Annotated in this window: 10 protein-coding genes and 1 pseudogene; 9 read left to right on the top strand and 2 right to left on the bottom strand. The window is 45.2% G+C overall.

What is annotated here, in order from left to right; all coding sequences use genetic code 11:
- Positions 1-102: 102 nt before the first annotated feature.
- A complete protein-coding gene (locus ADJ77_RS11475; RefSeq protein WP_025078830.1) occupies positions 103-477 on the bottom strand; it encodes a hypothetical protein in 375 nt (124 codons plus the stop codon).
- Positions 478-1,188: 711 nt separating this feature from the next.
- Between ADJ77_RS11475 and ADJ77_RS11470 the strand changes: the two genes are divergently transcribed.
- From ADJ77_RS11470 to ADJ77_RS11425, 9 genes and pseudogenes are all read left to right on the top strand, one after another.
- Positions 1,189-1,674, top strand: a complete 486-nt coding sequence (locus tag ADJ77_RS11470; protein WP_025078831.1) for a pyridoxamine 5'-phosphate oxidase family protein — start codon at positions 1,189-1,191, stop codon at positions 1,672-1,674.
- A 171-nt stretch (positions 1,675-1,845) separates the two neighbouring features.
- A complete protein-coding gene (locus tag ADJ77_RS11465; protein WP_025078832.1) occupies positions 1,846-3,066 on the top strand; it encodes a BaiN/RdsA family NAD(P)/FAD-dependent oxidoreductase in 1,221 nt (406 codons plus the stop codon).
- 564 nt (positions 3,067-3,630) lie between these two features.
- A complete protein-coding gene (locus ADJ77_RS11460; protein WP_025078833.1) occupies positions 3,631-4,965 on the top strand; it encodes a DNA cytosine methyltransferase in 1,335 nt (444 codons plus the stop codon).
- Positions 4,966-4,975: 10 nt separating this feature from the next.
- On the top strand, positions 4,976-6,058 hold the full coding sequence (locus ADJ77_RS11455) for an HpaII family restriction endonuclease (protein WP_025078834.1): 1,083 nt from the start codon (positions 4,976-4,978) through the stop codon (positions 6,056-6,058).
- A gap of 870 nt (positions 6,059-6,928) precedes the next feature.
- Positions 6,929-7,121: pseudogene (locus ADJ77_RS13600) on the top strand (IS1380 family transposase); the annotation flags it as partial.
- A 597-nt stretch (positions 7,122-7,718) separates the two neighbouring features.
- Complete coding sequence (locus ADJ77_RS11440; protein ID WP_025078837.1) at positions 7,719-9,326, top strand: CTP synthase; 1,608 nt, start codon at positions 7,719-7,721, stop codon at positions 9,324-9,326.
- Between the two features lie 3 nt (positions 9,327-9,329).
- Entirely contained in the window at positions 9,330-11,258 is a 1,929-nt protein-coding gene (gene yidC, locus ADJ77_RS11435; RefSeq protein ID WP_025078838.1) for a membrane protein insertase YidC, read from the top strand.
- 3 nt (positions 11,259-11,261) lie between these two features.
- Complete coding sequence (locus tag ADJ77_RS11430; RefSeq protein WP_025078839.1) at positions 11,262-13,421, top strand: S9 family peptidase; 2,160 nt, start codon at positions 11,262-11,264, stop codon at positions 13,419-13,421.
- A 201-nt stretch (positions 13,422-13,622) separates the two neighbouring features.
- Positions 13,623-15,245 (top strand): MFS transporter, encoded by a 1,623-nt coding sequence (locus ADJ77_RS11425; RefSeq protein WP_050696433.1) that lies wholly within the window; start codon positions 13,623-13,625, stop codon positions 15,243-15,245.
- A 766-nt stretch (positions 15,246-16,011) separates the two neighbouring features.
- Here ADJ77_RS11425 and ADJ77_RS11420 read toward each other — a convergent pair.
- On the bottom strand, positions 16,012-16,827 hold the full coding sequence (locus ADJ77_RS11420; RefSeq protein ID WP_025078840.1) for a hypothetical protein: 816 nt from the start codon (positions 16,825-16,827) through the stop codon (positions 16,012-16,014).
- Positions 16,828-16,899 lie beyond the last annotated feature (72 nt).

Genomic DNA, 16,899 nt, shown 5'->3' with positions numbered 1-16,899 from the left:
TGGGTGATGGGTGATTGGGTGATGGGTGATTGGGTGATGGGTGTTGGGGTGATAACGGCTTTGTGGTCTTATCCGCAGGCAGTCATGTTGTTCATGGCTACTCTATTTGCTGCCCTGTGACTTTTCCCATTCCTCCCATTCTTTGGCACTGGCTTTCCAATCGGTCATCTCGCCTGATTCTATTGCCTTTCGTTCACGTTCAGCCTCGTCACGGGCTTTGTCACGGGCACGTTTTGCCTTCATGTCAGCAATGGTTGCGTCGTCGAGAATCTGGATGGCACCACGGTCGATAGCATCCTGCAGGTCAGCTTCGCCGAAAGCCTTGCCCGGCTTGTTGAAGTCGGAGATGTTAAACTCGTAGATTGTGCGGAGGTCGTGACGTACCAGCTTCTGCTTCGCCCGGGTACCGGCATTCTTCAGTCGGAGTAACTTTGCTATCTCTTTTATCTCGTCTTGTGCAAACTTATTTCTTCCCATGATCTGTTTCTTGTTCTGTAGCCATGTGTGGCTTTCCTGTCTGCGAAGATAGCAAGAAAATTGCAAAGCTGCAAGTTTTCGGAATGAATTATGTGGTGTGGAACTTGATGCGGAGCTTGTTTTTCATGGATATTATCTGAAAAGTCGGATAACTGTTTATTTGCGTTTCTTAAAGTTTTTTATATCGCATCTGATTAGTAGTAATGATGGTTGAAAATGAGTAAGATAGGATGAAACGGAAGAGATGTTTGAGTGTCAATGTGAATGTGCGGAGGGTATGCTCTTGCAGGGATATGCCCTATTATTAAATAGGTTAAGAGAAAAGTTGGTTTCAGAATTTAACATTGCATCCAACTTTTATCAAATAATGATGATAAGGATTTTTTTCGTTTCTTCAAATAAAGGTGCAGGATGACATTTGAGGGATATTTTCGTTAATAAAGGTTAAATATAGGGTATTTGATAATGAAAAGTTCATCCGTTTCTTGGAGTTTTGGGGAAAAACGTGTAACTTTGTGCTAAGTTTTTTTAGTGGTTAATTTAGTTTTAGTATTTAAACCTTGGGTGATGTGAATCAGCCAAGGTCTTTTTTTATAACAAGGTAGGAAAAAGGTGGAGTAGTACGAGCTTGTTTCTATGGGTTTTTATCCATGACAGGTAACCAGTGTGTTTTTCTTCATAAATATATTCATTGTATAAAATATGAACGGCATGAAATATGTTAATGACCGTGTTCGCAGGCAGGACCGTCTGATGGATGAGGACCGTGCTATGGAACTGTTGCGTGATGGTGAGTATGGTGTCTTGAGTATGGTTTCGGAAGGTGCAGGCTATGGAGTCCCTGTAAACTTTGTTTGGGACGGTGACCACAGTGTTTATATTCATTGTGCTCCTGAGGGACGTAAGCTGGAAGCCATCGGACAGAATCCGAAGGTGTCGCTTTGCATTATCGGTAATGTTCATCTGCTGCCACGTAACTTCACCACTGAGTATGAAAGTGCCATCTTCTTTGGTGAGGCACATGTCCATCTCTCTGAAGAAGAGAAGATGCACGCCCTGCATCTGCTGATTGACAAGCTGTCATCCGATTTCAAGGATATTGGTGACAAGTATGCTCATAAGAGTTTCCACCGAGTTGAGATTATTCGTGTTGACTTTACCGAGTTCAGTGGAAAACGTAAGAAAGTGATTCCGTAGTGAGTTGACAAGTGAACAGGTTGTTTGTGTAAAGTACATGGTAATGAGTGAACACGTATTTTGTTGACATGCAAACATGTTGTTTGTTCTGTTTGTTAATTTATAGGTTATTTACAGCAATGAACTTTACAGGCGGTAGTTATCATAATTATGAATCTTGATTTTTAACGAATGGATATAGCAATCATTGGCGGTGGAGCAGCGGGGTTCATGGCTGCCATTACAGCTCGTAGAGCAAATCCTGCAAGTAGGGTGACAATCTTTGAAAGGGCACAGAAGGTGCTGGCAAAGGTGGAGATTACGGGTGGCGGACGCTGCAATGTGACGAACAGCTTTGCTGCTATAACGGACATGAAGCAGGCTTATCCTCGTGGACATAAGCTGATGAAGCGGCTGATGAAAGCGTTTAGTCATGAAGATACCTATCGGTGGTTTGAACGGTATGGTGTACCGTTGGTGACACAGGAAGATGAATGTGTCTTCCCGAAAGCACAGGATTCGCATGTCATTATCGACTGTCTGGTGCGGCAGGCTCGTGAGTTGGAGGTGACGGTGTGTTGCCGGCATCGGCTGACAGACTTCCGACGTGTGGAGGATGGGAGGTTGGAGCTTATGTTTGAGAATGGTTCACATCGCCTGTTCCATCGTGCCATAGTAACAACGGGTGGGTCGCCCCACGCTCGTGGTTTGGAGTACCTTACACGCCTTGGACATGAGATTGAAGCACCTGTGCCTTCGCTCTTCACCTTTAATATAAGGGACCGTGCTTTCTGCAATCTCATGGGAACGGTTGTCGATTCCGTCGTGACGGCTGTTCCTGGAACGAAGATGCGTGCTCAGGGGGCATTGCTTGTGACACATTGGGGCGTGAGTGGACCGGCTGTCCTGAAATTGTCTTCATACGCTGCGCGTTGGCTTGCGGAACATGAATATAAAGCTCCGTTTGCTGTCAGCTGGACAGGTGAGCGGACGCGACAAGAAGTGGAGGAGACGCTCTTGCAGTTGCAGGCTGCGAATCCACGAAAGCAGCTCGGTACGCTGCATCCTTTCGGCCTTCCAAGTCGTCTATGGCTCTATATCTTGAACAAACTTGGCTTAGACGCAGTGAAACCGTGGGGTGAGATAGGGCGCAAGACTTTGAACCGCCTGACAGAGACCTTGGTCAATGACCAGTACACCATTGCCGGTAAGGGTGTTTTCCGTGAGGAATTTGTGACTTGTGGTGGTGTCAGCCTGCAGTCTGTCAATGCCAAGACCCTTGAGAGTAAAGTCTGTCCCGGTCTTTTCTTTGCGGGCGAGGTTTTGGATATCGATGCCATAACAGGTGGTTTCAATCTGCAGGCAGCATGGACGACTGGTGTCGTGGCAGGACTGTGTGCGGCAGATTGCTGATAACTAAAGTTTCCCACATATGGTATTATGTCATCCCGGGCATATTATACTAAACATATATGGGCTGAAATCGTTGGTTTAATATGGGGTCAAAGAATCCGTCCATGGTGTCGTCAACGATGTGGCATTGGGTGTCTGACAGTTTCTCTGCATTATACTTGCGGACTATCGTGTAAAAAGTGGCAGACCATATTTAGCAGGACGACACACCAGTTCATTTCACCACGCTTCTTGTCCAAGGACGGTCTGGGCAGGAATCTGCCAAGATTAAACTTGCCGAAGAGTAAGAGAATCGACCTGTTTGTTACATTTTTAACACTCAGAATCTTCTCTAATTCCGAAATCTATTGTATGTTTGCATTCATAGAAGAAATGTTATTATCTTGTATATCGGATGTTCAGTAATACAAACATACAAATGACAATCGACATTTCTTCTTTTTTATGCCTCTATTTCAAGGACTTACTATAAGGTTTTATACAAGTGGGAAACTTTAGTTACTTAATGCTCCGTCTAATTCACGGAAAATTAGTATATTTGCATGGAATTAGTGAGATTACAGAATGGTGGTAAAGAAATTAGATAGAGATTTTACATTGAAAGATTTTCCTGAGGAAATTACGGAGGATGGTCTAAAGATTTATGGTGAAACTTCGTATGAGAATCAGATGGCTGTCCTTAGTCATTATTTGCATAATATGGGAAATGATGAAAGTAGGGATAGAAAAGAAGAAATCATATTAGCTATCCGTAATTTTCTCTCACGCAAGGGAACACGTATGAAAGGTGCTGATGAAAACTCTTTGTCAGACGATGAATTGTGGGAAGTTGCAGAAGCTCCTGCGCAATATAATCTTTTTCATGATTTCTTTAATGTTCCATTTCCAGCCCCAGATCATCCTAAATTCACTTTTATAGATTTATTTGCAGGAATTGGTGGATTCCGAATAGCTTTTCAGAATTTAGGAGGAAAGTGTATATATTCCTCAGAGTTTGATGCCAAGGCACAGGAAACATATCTTGCTAATTATGGAGAAATGCCGTTTGGGGATATAACTAAAGAGTCGACTAAAAGTTATATACCTCAAAACTTTGATATACTTTGTGGAGGTTTTCCTTGTCAGGCTTTCTCTTTAGCTGGTCGGAGGTTGGGCTTTAAGGATGAAACTCGTGGAACGCTTTTCTTTGAAATAGAGGCAATCCTTAGAAAACATCAGCCAAAAGCATTCTTTTTGGAGAATGTAAAGGGGTTGGCTATCCATGATAAAGGTCGTACTCTGAAAACAATACTCACTCATCTGGATAATGCTGGCTATGATGTGGTTCCACCACAAGTATTAAACGCAATGGACTATGGTGTTCCGCAGCATCGTGAACGGATCTATATTATAGGTTTCCGCAAGGATCTTCATGTTGATATTGCTCGGTTTCAATATCCAGAGCCGCAAACGGTTGGGGACAATCGTCCAAAGTTCCTTGATGTTATGGAGAAAGAAGTTCCCTCGGTTAAATACTACCTTTCAACTGTTTATATAGAAACTTTAAAGCGACATAGGGCTCGGCATGAAGCAGCTGGAAATGGTTTTGGTTATGAAATCATTGACACAAATGGTGTTGCAAATGCTATAGTTGTCGGTGGAATGGGTAGGGAACGTAATTTGATAGTTGATAAACGTTTAAAAGACTTTACGCCAGTTACGCATATAAAAGGTGAAGTTAATCGAGAAGGAATTCGTCGAATGACACCGAGAGAATGGGCAAGGTTACAGGGATTCCCAGACAGTTTTAAGATAGTTGTTGCAGACGCATCTGCCTATAAGCAGTTTGGTAATTCTGTGGCTGTGCCTGCTATTCAGGCTACTGCAAAGAAAGAACTTGAAATGTTAGGAATAATCTAAAATCAAATATATGGCTAAAACTGCAAATAAAGGAGAATGGAGTGAAATCTATGCCTTTCTAAAATTACTGGGAGAAAAGAAAGTATTTGCTGGTGATGGTGAGTTGAACAAGATAGAAAACTTGTTCTATCCTATCTTGAAGATTCTGCGTGACGAAGAAAAAACTTGCTATGAATACGCATTGGAAGATGATGTTGTTATTGTATCAGAAAATGGTGCAGAGCTGTTACGTAAGAATGTTGCAGACTTTCTTAATTATGCAAATATTCTGCTTGACGTTATACGAACGTCAAAGGGGGCTTTTACCGCTCCATTGATAGAGCAGTTTATGTCTGAAATACATTGTCATAAGATAAAAGCAAGTCCCCGAAAAAAGAAAGATATAACTATTGTTATACATGATCTTAGAACAGGAATGACTCCTCTACTTGGATTCAGTATTAAATCACAGTTGGGGAGTACTTCAACCCTCTTCAATGCTGGCAAAACAACGAACTTCACCTATTTAGTTGCTGGACATGATTTCACCGATTTAGAGATAGATGCAATTAATTCTATCGGCACACAAACGAAAGTGCGAGATCGTGTTGCGGAGATAAAACGACTGGGCGGGACATTTAAATTCAAGGTTATGGATGATCCTGTCTGCCGTAACAATTTTATCTTGATAGAAAGTTGCCTACCACGTATCATGGCTGAAGTTATATTGGAAAGCAATCTGAGAGAAATCAGAAGTTTAAAGGAAGTGACGGATGCGATTTCCGTACGTAATCCTTTAGGTTATGACACAACATACAACCAGAAGTTCTATGAACACAAGGTTAAGAATTTCCTCGTTGCGTCAGCCCTTGGTATGGTGCCCCATACTCCATGGAATGGTGAGTATCAGGCGAATGGAGGGTATCTTGTTGTAAAAGATGATGGTGACGTGCTCTGTTATCACTTTTATGATCGTAATCTCTTTGAGGATTATCTATATTGCAATACGAAGTTGGAGACTGCATCAACAGGCAGGTATGAATATGCGAAATTGTATCGCGGAGAAGATGGGCAACTGTATTTTAAGTTGAATCTACAGGTACGGTTCAAATAGGATTCGTAATAGTGACCATATTGTTTCCTTGGTCTGCAATCTAAATGATGAAGGTTGCAGGCTGATTTATGATTTCATACCATGAAATTTCCGGCAAAGTGAAAGATGATATTCTGATGAACAGTTTTGTTTTACAGCGTCAGTTTTCAAGAACTTGGAGATGTTTTGTAAGAATAAATCCCGAAGTCGTAAGGTTGTTGGTGTCTGATAGCATTCCAATTAAGTCTTAGTTGAAGGTCAATTAGTGGGTTCATCCGTTAAATGCGTGGATGCTTTTCGTATAGCTTTAGCGGAAGAACCGAAGTTGTGCGTTAAACAAAAAGATAGCCAAGACTGTCTTGGCTATCTTTTTTATTATCATCCTCCGACGCAGAAAACCCTTTCATTTTAATACTTTGAAATCGCAGACAACGGATTGAAAAATCATGACATAATTTCAGGTAAAACACCTACAGATAAAGGCAAAAACACGTGTAAAAAGCAAGTTTGCAACCGACAGTAAATCAACCGGTTATAACGCAGTGCAAGAAAAGGTGCTTAATTGGACTTCAAAAGGGCGTCAGTAAGGTCTCAAAAGGGCATCTATTGCAAGTCAATTGAGCGTCTTTTCAAAGCCAAGAGACCATGTATTAGCTTTGATCTAGCATGAAAATAGTTTACAAACATTGGTTGATATGGTAATAAGTTGTTTGTAGAAGACGGAAAGACATGGTATCTGTTTGCCTTTTCTGCTTTTTTATTTTGTGCATTATCGCTTTTTGTGAGACCGTCCGATCTTGGACAGTCATTCCATACAGGTGTATAAGCCTTTGTTCTGTTTCCAATCTACGCATTTAACGGGAGAACCTTATAAAGGCGGGCAGCCATGTTGACCTGGACTTTGACCACCAGTTTGTTCCTGCCCGCAAGTTCGATGCAAAGTATTCCTACAAGCAGGACCATGGCTGTTTTCCGGGCTGGGCTTCCATCGGGGGGCATCATAGTCGGAGGTGAGAACCGTGACGGAAACGCCAATGTGAAATTCCATCAGGAGGACACGCTTCGCCGAATTATGGACCGTGTGACCTCCGAACTTGGTGTGACGATAGAGCGTTTCGTTCAGCCTTGTTGGGGAACAGGTGCAATAAGGAGGAGATAAGGGAAATTTGCTCTCCTTTAGATTAAAAACTGAGAAACGGAGAAGACGGTCCGCCTTCATTGATAAACCATTTTCTGAAGAAAGGTAAGTAAAGTTGCAGAATCCTTACTCGTCCTTTTCTGCAAATACTCAGACTGTTTTCAAGGAAGATGGGATTATGAAAGGGGTGGGACAGAGTTTCAAGGAACTGGCAGACAGAGAAGAAGATACGTCCCAGTTCATCAGAGATCAGGAAAGACAGAATGTTATAAGAAACATCTGTTATGGTCTGAAACAGGATGTTTTTGCCGGTTATAATACAGGTATGCAGCAAGTAAAACGACAAAATGAAAGCAGGCTGTCCTGTCGCCTGATTTGGTTTTGTTGACGGGGGCGGACCGTCACGCTTTAGGCACAGAATGAAATACATGCTAAATTTATTCCTTATAATCAGCCTAATTCACGGAAAATTAGTATCTTTGCATTTTAGTTTGGAACCAACGATATTCGTTTTCAAAGACAATAATTAAACATACATACATCGTGGCTGAAACAAAGTATATCTTCGTTACGGGCGGCGTGGTTTCTTCACTTGGTAAAGGAATTATTTCGTCGTCAATCGGTAAGCTTCTTCAAGCAAGAGGCTACAATATTACCATTCAGAAATTTGATCCGTACATCAACATCGACCCGGGTACGCTGAACCCATACGAGCACGGCGAGTGCTACGTGACGGTGGACGGTATGGAGACCGACCTCGACCTCGGTCACTACGAACGCTTCACGGGTATCAAGACCACGAAAGCCAACTCCATGACTACGGGACGTATCTACAAGAGCGTCATTGACAAGGAGCGTCGCGGCGACTATCTGGGCAAGACTATCCAGGTTGTACCGCACATCACGGACGAAATCAAACGCAACATCAAGCAGTTGGGACAGAAGTATCACTATGACTTCGTGATAACCGAGATTGGTGGAACCATCGGCGACATCGAGTCGGCACCGTTCCTTGAGGCTATCCGCCAGTTGAAGTGGGAACTGGGCAAGCGTGCCATCAATCTTCACCTGACATACGTTCCTTATCTTAAGGCTGCGGGTGAGCTGAAGACAAAGCCTACGCAGCACAGTGTGAAGGAACTGCAGAGTGTGGGTATCCAGCCGGATGTTCTCGTGCTGCGCACGGAGAAGCATCTCGAGGATGACATCCGTAAGAAGGTGGCTGCGTTCTGTAATGTAGACTTCGACTGCGTCGTGCAGAGTGAGGACCTTCCAAGCATCTATGACGTACCTGTGAATATGCTGGAGCAGGGATTGGATGCTGCCATACTGCGCAAGTGCGGCGAGGAAGTCGGGCCTAAGCCGGCACTCGGTCCGTGGAAGGAGTTTCTCGACCGTCAGCGTAAGGCTACAGAGGAGGTGCACATCGGACTTGTGGGTAAGTACGACCTGCAGGATGCTTACAAGAGTATCCGTGAGGGACTGCTGCAGGCAGGAACCTATAACGACCGCAAGACCGTCATTACCTTCATCAATTCTGAGGAGCTGACGGAGGAGAATATCGGCGAGAAGCTCAAGGGACAGGACGGTATCGTGGTTTGTCCTGGCTTCGGTCAGCGTGGTATCGAGGGTAAGATTGTTGCTGCCCACTACACCCGCACCCACAATATCCCGACCTTCGGAATCTGTCTCGGTATGCAGATGATGGTGATAGAGTTCGCCCGTAATGTCCTTGGCTACAAGGATGCCAACTCACGTGAGATTGATGAGAAGACGATGCATAACGTCATTGATATCATGGAAGAGCAGAAGAACATCACCAACATGGGTGGTACGATGCGTCTCGGTGCCTTTGAGTGCGTGCTGCGTCAGGGCTCACGCACCTTCAATATCTACAAGCAGGAGCATATACAGGAGCGTCACCGCCACCGTTACGAGTTTAATAACGACTACGAGAAAGAGTTTGAGAAGAACGGCATGATGTGTGTCGGCCGTAATCCGGAGAGCGACTTGGTTGAGATTGTTGAGATTCCGGGCTTGAAGTGGTACATCGGAACACAGTTCCACCCGGAGTATCAGTCAACCGTACTCCAGCCGCACCCACTCTTCCTCGATTTCATAAAGACTTCAATAGAAAATCAGAAAAAATAATAAATGGATAAAAGAACGATCACAGGGTTTGTACTCATAGCCCTGATTCTCTTTGGTTTCGCCTGGTGGCAGCAGCCATCAGCCGAGCAACTGGCACAGCAGAGAGCTGAATTTGTAAAGGATTCTATTGCTGCAGCCAAGAAAGCACAGGATGCAAAACTCGCTGCTGAGAAGCAGGCACAGCAGAAAGCTGCCGTGGCGGCTGACACAACAGCCCTGTTCTATTCGGCATTGAACGGAAAGGCACAGGACATCACGCTGAAGAACAGTAAGGTGGAACTGACCTTGAACACCAAGGGCGGTGTCGTAAAGAAGGCTGTCATCAAGAATTACATCGGTCATGACATCGCTGTCAAGGACGGTTCAAAGGACCAGAAGAACGTTACCTTGTTCAGTGGTAACGACCAGAGTCTGAACTTTATGCTGGCTGCAAAGAACAGCAACATCGAGACGAAAGACCTTGTCTTCACACCGTCAAACGTGACTGATTCCACAGTTACGTTTACTGCCGTTGCAGGAAAGGGCAAGACCCTCACCTTGAACTATAGTCTTGGCGATGGTTATCTCCTCCGTATGTCATTGCAGGCAGAGGGTATGAACGGGATGTTTGCACCGAATTACAACCAGATGGACATCAACTGGCAGGAGCGTTGCCGTCAGCAGGAGCGTGGTTTCACGTTTGAGAACCGTTATGCTACTCTTACCTATAAGAAGCATGACAGTGGTACTGACTATCTTAGTGAAACGTCTGAGAAAGAAGAAACAACCGAGAAGGATATGGACTGGGTGGCTTTCAAGAACCAGTTTTTCTCTGCTGTGATGATTTCAAAGGATAACTTTGCGCAGGGTGCAAAGCTCAAGAGCACACCACTTGAGAAGGGAACACACTACCTCAAGCAGTATGAGGCGAATATGAAGGCGGGCTTTGACCCTACTGGCAAGCGTCCGTCAGAGTTCGAGTTCTATTTTGGTCCTAATGATTTCCGCCTGCTCCAGTCTGTAGAGAAGGAAAGCAGGTTCGGTAAAGAGCTCGACATGGAACGCCTTGTATATCTCGGCTGGCCTTTGTTCCGCATCATCAACCGCTGGTTCACGCTCTATGTATTCGACTGGTTGAGCAAGGTGTTCCCAATGGGAGTAGTGCTGATTCTCATTACCTTACTGTTGAAGCTCATCACCTTCCCGATGGTGAAGAAGAGTTATATGAGTTCAGCTAAGATGCGTGTGCTGAAGCCGAAACTGGATGAGGCTACCAAGCAGTTCAACAAACCTGAAGACCAGATGCAGAAGCAGCAGGCGATGATGCAGAAGTATTCAGAGTATGGTGTCAGCCCGTTGTCAGGCTGTCTGCCGATGCTGATACAGATGCCTATCTGGATTGCGATGTTCAACTTCGTACCGAATGCCATTCAGCTTCGTGGCCAGAGCTTCCTGTGGATGGATGACCTCAGTACTTTCGACCCTATTATTTCATGGAACCAGAATCTCTGGCTCATCGGTGACCATATCTCACTGACCTGTATCCTCTTCTGTGGTGCCAACCTGCTCTACACATGGTTCACCATGCAGCAGCAGAAGGACCAGATGGTAGGACAGCAGGCTGACCAGATGAAGATGATGCAGTGGATGATGTTTGCAATGCCGCTGTTCTTCTTCTTCATGTTCAATGATTACTCATCGGGTCTGAACTTCTACTACTTCATCTCCCTCTTCTTCTCAGCAGCCATCATGTGGACACTGCGTAAGACAACCAATGAGGAGAAACTCCTCGAGATTCTTGAGGCACGCCGCACCGAGAAGAAGAACAACCCGTCCAACAAGGGCGGCGGTCTCTTTGCCCGCATGCAGGCTTTGCAGGAGATGCAGCAGAAACAGCAGGAAGAACTCCGTCGTAGACAGGAAGAACTCAATAACAAAAAGAAAGGTCTATAAGCTATGAACAAAAACTTAACCATCGCAATGACTGCCGCCTTGATGATGAGTGGCAGCGTTGCACAGGCACAGGATGTGAACATCGGACGCAACAACATCACGCTGAAGAGCGACCTCATGACTCCCGAGGCTCTCTGGGCCATGGGGCGTATCGGTGCTGCACAGGCTTCACCTGACGGCAAGAAGATTGTCTATCAGGTGGGTTACTACAGTGTCAAGGAAAACAAGGGGCATCAGGTCCTTCGTGTGATGGATGCCGATGGCAAGAACGACCGTCTGCTCACGGTCTCTGCAAAGAGTGAGAGTGATGCAGCATGGCTCGACAACAACACTCTGGCTTTCCTCACTGACGGTCAGTTGTGGACAATGAATGCTGACGGAACGAACCGTAAGCAGCTCACACAGTCGGACATCGACATCGAAGGCTTCCGCTTCTCACCCGACCGTAAGCGTGTTGTGCTCATCAAGAGCATCCCTTACTACGGTACTATCAAGCAGAATCCGAGCGATCTGCCGAAGGCAACGGGTATGGTCATCACTGATATGAACTATCGTCACTGGGACCATTATGTGACAACGAATGCTCATCCATTCGTGGCTGACGTTACTGCTGAGGGAGTTGGTGCAGGCATTGACGTGCTCGAAGGCGAGCCTTATGAGAGTCCGCTGGCTCCTTTCGGTGGTATTGAGCAGATTGACTGGAGCAAGGATTCCAAGTTTATTGCCTACACCTGCCGCAAGAAGGAGGGCACACAATACGCCATCTCTACCGATGCCGACATATATATATATAATGTGGAAACCCGCCAGACGAAGAATCTCTGCAAACCAGCAGACTATGTCGAGCCGAAGATTGATGCAACGAAGAGCATGCGCAATCAGGCTGTCAACCATCAGGCAGGCGATATGAACGTGGGTTATGATGTAAATCCGAAGTTCTCTCCTGACGGCAAGTACATTGCTTGGCAGAGCATGAAGAACAACGGTTATGAGAGTGACCGCAACCGTCTCTGCGTCTACGACCTGGCGACAGGCAAGAAGACATACGTCACGGAGAGCTTCGATTCGAATGTAGATGATTACACATGGAGTCTTAATTCAAAGGAACTCTACTTCATCGGCGTATGGCATGCTACGGAGAATATCTATCAGACCAACCTCAAGGGTGAGGTGAAACAGCTCACCGAGGGCGACCACAACTATGTGAGCATTGCTCTTCTGGGTGACAAGAAGCTGCTTGCTATCCGCCAGAGTATTTCTCAAGCTAACGAAATCTTCGCAGTCACTCCAGCAAAGAAAGAGAAGGCAAGCCTGCAGACGCAGCTCAGCTTTGAGAACAAGCACATCTATGACCAGCTTGCTTTGGGCGAAGTACACGACCGTTGGGTGAAGACAACCGATGGCAAGGAACTGCAGGAGTGGGTGATAACTCCTCCACACTTCGACCCGAACAAGAAGTATCCTACGCTGCTCTTCTGCGAGGGTGGACCACAGAGTCCTGTCTCTCAGTTCTGGAGCTATCGTTGGAATTTCCAGATAATGGCGGCTCATGGATATGTCATCATCGCACCTAACCGCCGCGGTCTGCCAGGTTATGGCAGTGCATGGAACGAACAGATCAGTACCGACTGGACTGGTCAGTGCATGAACGACTATCTTTCAGCCATTGACGATGCAGCGAACAACCTGCCTTTCGTTGACAAGAACCGTCTCGGTGCAGTCGGTGCATCCTTCGGCGGCTTCTCTGTCTATTATCTTGCAGGTATTCATAACAAGCGTTTCAAGTGCTTCATCTCACACGACGGTGCTTTCAACCTTGAGAGTATGTATACCGATACAGAGGAGGCTTGGTTCAGCAACTGGGAGTATGATGATGCTTACTGGAACAAGGACAAGACTGAGGCAGCCAAGCGCACATACGCTAACAGTCCTCATCTGAATGTTGACAAGTGGGATACGCCAATCCTTTGTATCCACGGTGAGAAGGACTATCGCATCAATGCCAACCAGGGAATGGGTGCTTTCAATGCAGCCCGTCTGCGCGGTATTCCTGCCGAGCTGCTTCTCTATCCCGATGAGAATCACTGGGTATTGAAGCCACAGAACGGTATTCTTTGGCAGCGTACATTCTTCAACTGGCTCGACCGCTGGCTGAAGAAGTAGTTGGCAAGTTGACGAGTGAACGAGTTTACAAGTAAACAAGGTGCTTGATAGTATTAACTCGTTCACTCGTCAACATGTTCACTTGTCAACTCATAAGCCCGTTCATTTTTAACTTATAATCTTACAAACAACTTGTTTACTTGTCAACTTGTCTAACTTGTCAACTTGTCCTCTCGTAAACTCGTTAACTAAAAAATCATCATGACTGATAAAATTCAAACATCATTGAGAGATTCAGCTGCAATGCGCTGGACGGCTCTCCTCCTTTTGTCCCTGGCAATGTTCTGTGCCTACATCTTTGTTGACATCCTTTCTCCAATCAAGGAGTTGATGCAGGAGCAGAGAGGATGGGACTCAACAGCATTCGGAACCATGCAGGGTTCAGAGACATTCCTGAATGTCTTTGTGTTCTTTCTCATCTTTGCAGGTATTATTCTTGACAAGATGGGCGTCCGTTTCACTGCTATCTTGTCTGGTGCAGTGATGTTAGCTGGTGCTTTAATCAAGTACTATGCTGTCAGCGACGGCTTTGCTGGTAGTGCACTTGACGTATGGTTCACTAATAACCTCAACCACATTCCAGTCTTCGAGCAGTTGGGCGTATCTCCTTTCTATGAGGGTATGCCGGCATCTGCAAAGGTAGCAGCCTGCGGTTTCATGATCTTCGGTTGTGGCGTTGAGATGGCTGGTATCACCGTTTCCCGTGGTATCGTAAAGTGGTTCAAGGGTCGTGAGATGGCATTGGCAATGGGTTCAGAGATGGCTTTGGCTCGTCTTGGCGTTGCTACTTGTATGATTTTCTCACCATTCTTTGCTAAGCTCGGTGGTGATATTAATGTTTCTCGTTCTGTAGCCTTTGGTGTAGTACTTATCTGTATTGCATTGATGATGTTCATTGTTTACTTCTTCATGGATAAGAAGCTCGACTCACAGACAGGTGAGGCAGAGGAGAAAGACGATCCGTTTAAGATCAGTGACCTCGGTAAGATTCTCTCAAGTATGGGTTTCTGGCTCGTTGCGTTGCTCTGTGTACTTTATTACTCTGCTATCTTCCCATTCCAGAAGTATGCTGTAAATATGCTCCAGTGTAACCTTACGTTCCACGAACTTCCTGCAGATTCATTCTGGGCATCATCAAGTGTGACAATCGTTCAGTACGTTATCATGCTCGTTGTAGCTGCAACAGCCTTCATGTTCAACTTCATGAAAAAGAAGAGCTTGAAAAACTCAATGCTGCTGTTGTCTGTTGTGAGCCTTGTTGTTTACTGCTACATGGGTTATATGCGTCAGTCAGCAGAGTCCATCTTTGCTGTATTCCCATTGCTCGCAGTAGGCATCACTCCTATCCTCGGCAGCTATGTTGACCATAAGGGTAAGGCAGCCTCTATGCTCGTGTTGGGTTCATTGCTTCTGATTCTCTGTCACCTCACCTTTGCCTTTGTACTTCCACAGTTCAAGTCAAGTCAGGTAGGTGGTGTTGTCGTGGCTTATGTAACCATCCTTGTTCTCGGTGCTTCCTTCTCACTTGTGCCAGCATCATTGTGGCCAAGTGTTCCAAAACTCGTGGATGCAAAGATCATCGGTTCTGCTTACGCACTTATCTTCTGGATTCAGAACATCGGTCTGTGGTTGTTCCCGTTGCTCATAGGAAAGGTGCTCGACAAGACAAACGTTGGTGTTACCGACCCGACACAGCTCAACTATACAGCTCCGCTGGTTATGCTTGCTGGTTTGGGTGTGATAGCCCTTATTATTGGTCTTGCTTTGAAGGTGGTTGACAAGAAACGTCACCTCGGTTTGGAAGAGCCGAATATTAAGGAGTAAAAAGTCTTTTCTAAGATAAAAAGATAAGAAAATAAAAGGCTCATCCGTTAAATGCGTGTACACTTTCCGTATGGCTTTAACGGATGAGCCGAAGTTATTTATTAAATATAAACATAGCCAAGATGGTCTTGGCTACCTGATTTATCATCCTCCGACACAGAAAACCTTTTCATGTCAATACTTTGAAAATCGCAGACAATACTTTGAAAAATCATGACATAATTTCGGGTAAAATACCTACAGATAAAGGCAAAAACACGTGTAAAAAGCAAGTCTGCAACCAACAGTAAATCAGTCAGTTATAAGGTAGTGCAAGAAAAGGTGCTTAATTGGACTTCAAAAGAGCGTTAGTTAGACCTCAAAAGGGCATCTATTGCAAGCCAATTGGGCGTCTTTTCAAAGCCAAAAGACCATGTATTGGTTTTGAGTAGTATGAAAATAGTTTACAAACGTTGGTTGATATGGTAATAAGTTGTTTGTAGAAGACGGAAAGAAATGGTATCTGTTTGCCTTTTCTGTATTTTTATTTTGTGCTTTATCCCTTTTTGTGAGACCGTCCAATCTTGGATAGTCATACCATACAAGCGTATAATTCTTTGTTCTGTTTCCAATCTACGCATTTAACGGAAGAACCAGATAAAAGGGATAATAAGCCTTTGTCTGAAAGGGAAAAACACCTTTCATGGGATAATCAGTCCTCACACCCTCCACGGAAGAGGGTGTGCCTGACGGGATGTGGAAATAAACAAAAAGGAAGGAGCAGGACTTACTTCCTGACAGTAGCCGTTGCAGCGTTCTTCTCTTCAGCCTTCTGCGCTTCCTTGTTTGCCTCCAGAGCATTCTTCTTTCGGTGATATTGCATCACTTTCTTGCCAAAGAGGGCAGCCATGGAGTCAGCAGAGAGATGGCGCATGGAGCCGGAATCGAAGCCGACGGAATCCTGCGGGATGCGGTGCCCCTGCTCGTCAATCGTATCTTTGTAGATATAGAGCCTGCCATTGAAGATATGCCAGCTCGTATAAACCGTCACTTTCGGGTAAAAAACAGGGCTTTCGTCCTCCAATGAGTTCGATTTCATGATGTAACCCACTGGCGAAGCCTGGTTATAACTTTTCAGTGTGAAACCGTATTCACGTGGTATAAACAGTGCTTTCTTCATCGAATCGCTCATTCCTGCCAGAATCTCCTCTTCCGTTTTCGTAGGGTTCGGTTTCAGCTTCGGCACCACTTGGAACGTCCAAGTACCCTTCATCTGTTCAAGGTCGATGACCATTTCAGCCTCGTATGGGTCGATGGGGTTCGGTACAATCGCCAGTTCGTCACCAATCTGCGGATTTCCGTAGACCATTCCGTTGCGTTTTGCCGTTACAATGTCGAATTTTATCGGGTCGCCACCCTCGTTGGGAAGGAGAATAATCACCGAATCCGAGCAGCCGTCACACGCCAGTCCGTAGCGTGTGCTGTCACCTTTCAGCTGTGTCTCCACGTCTATTGCCCCATGGTCTCCTGTCGTTACCTGATTGTAACATGCCGTGAGCAGAAGCAGGAGGAGACTTATAAGGGGAAAAAACAATTTCTTCATGTATTTACTTTTAGACTGCAAAGATAGTCAATTATTGCAAAAAATATCAGCTGCCAGTCGTTTTTTGGAAAT

The sequence above is a fragment of the Prevotella fusca JCM 17724 genome, assembly GCF_001262015.1.
GTDB classification, from domain to species: domain Bacteria; phylum Bacteroidota; class Bacteroidia; order Bacteroidales; family Bacteroidaceae; genus Prevotella; species Prevotella fusca.
This window is presented reverse-complemented; position numbering and strand designations above follow the sequence as displayed.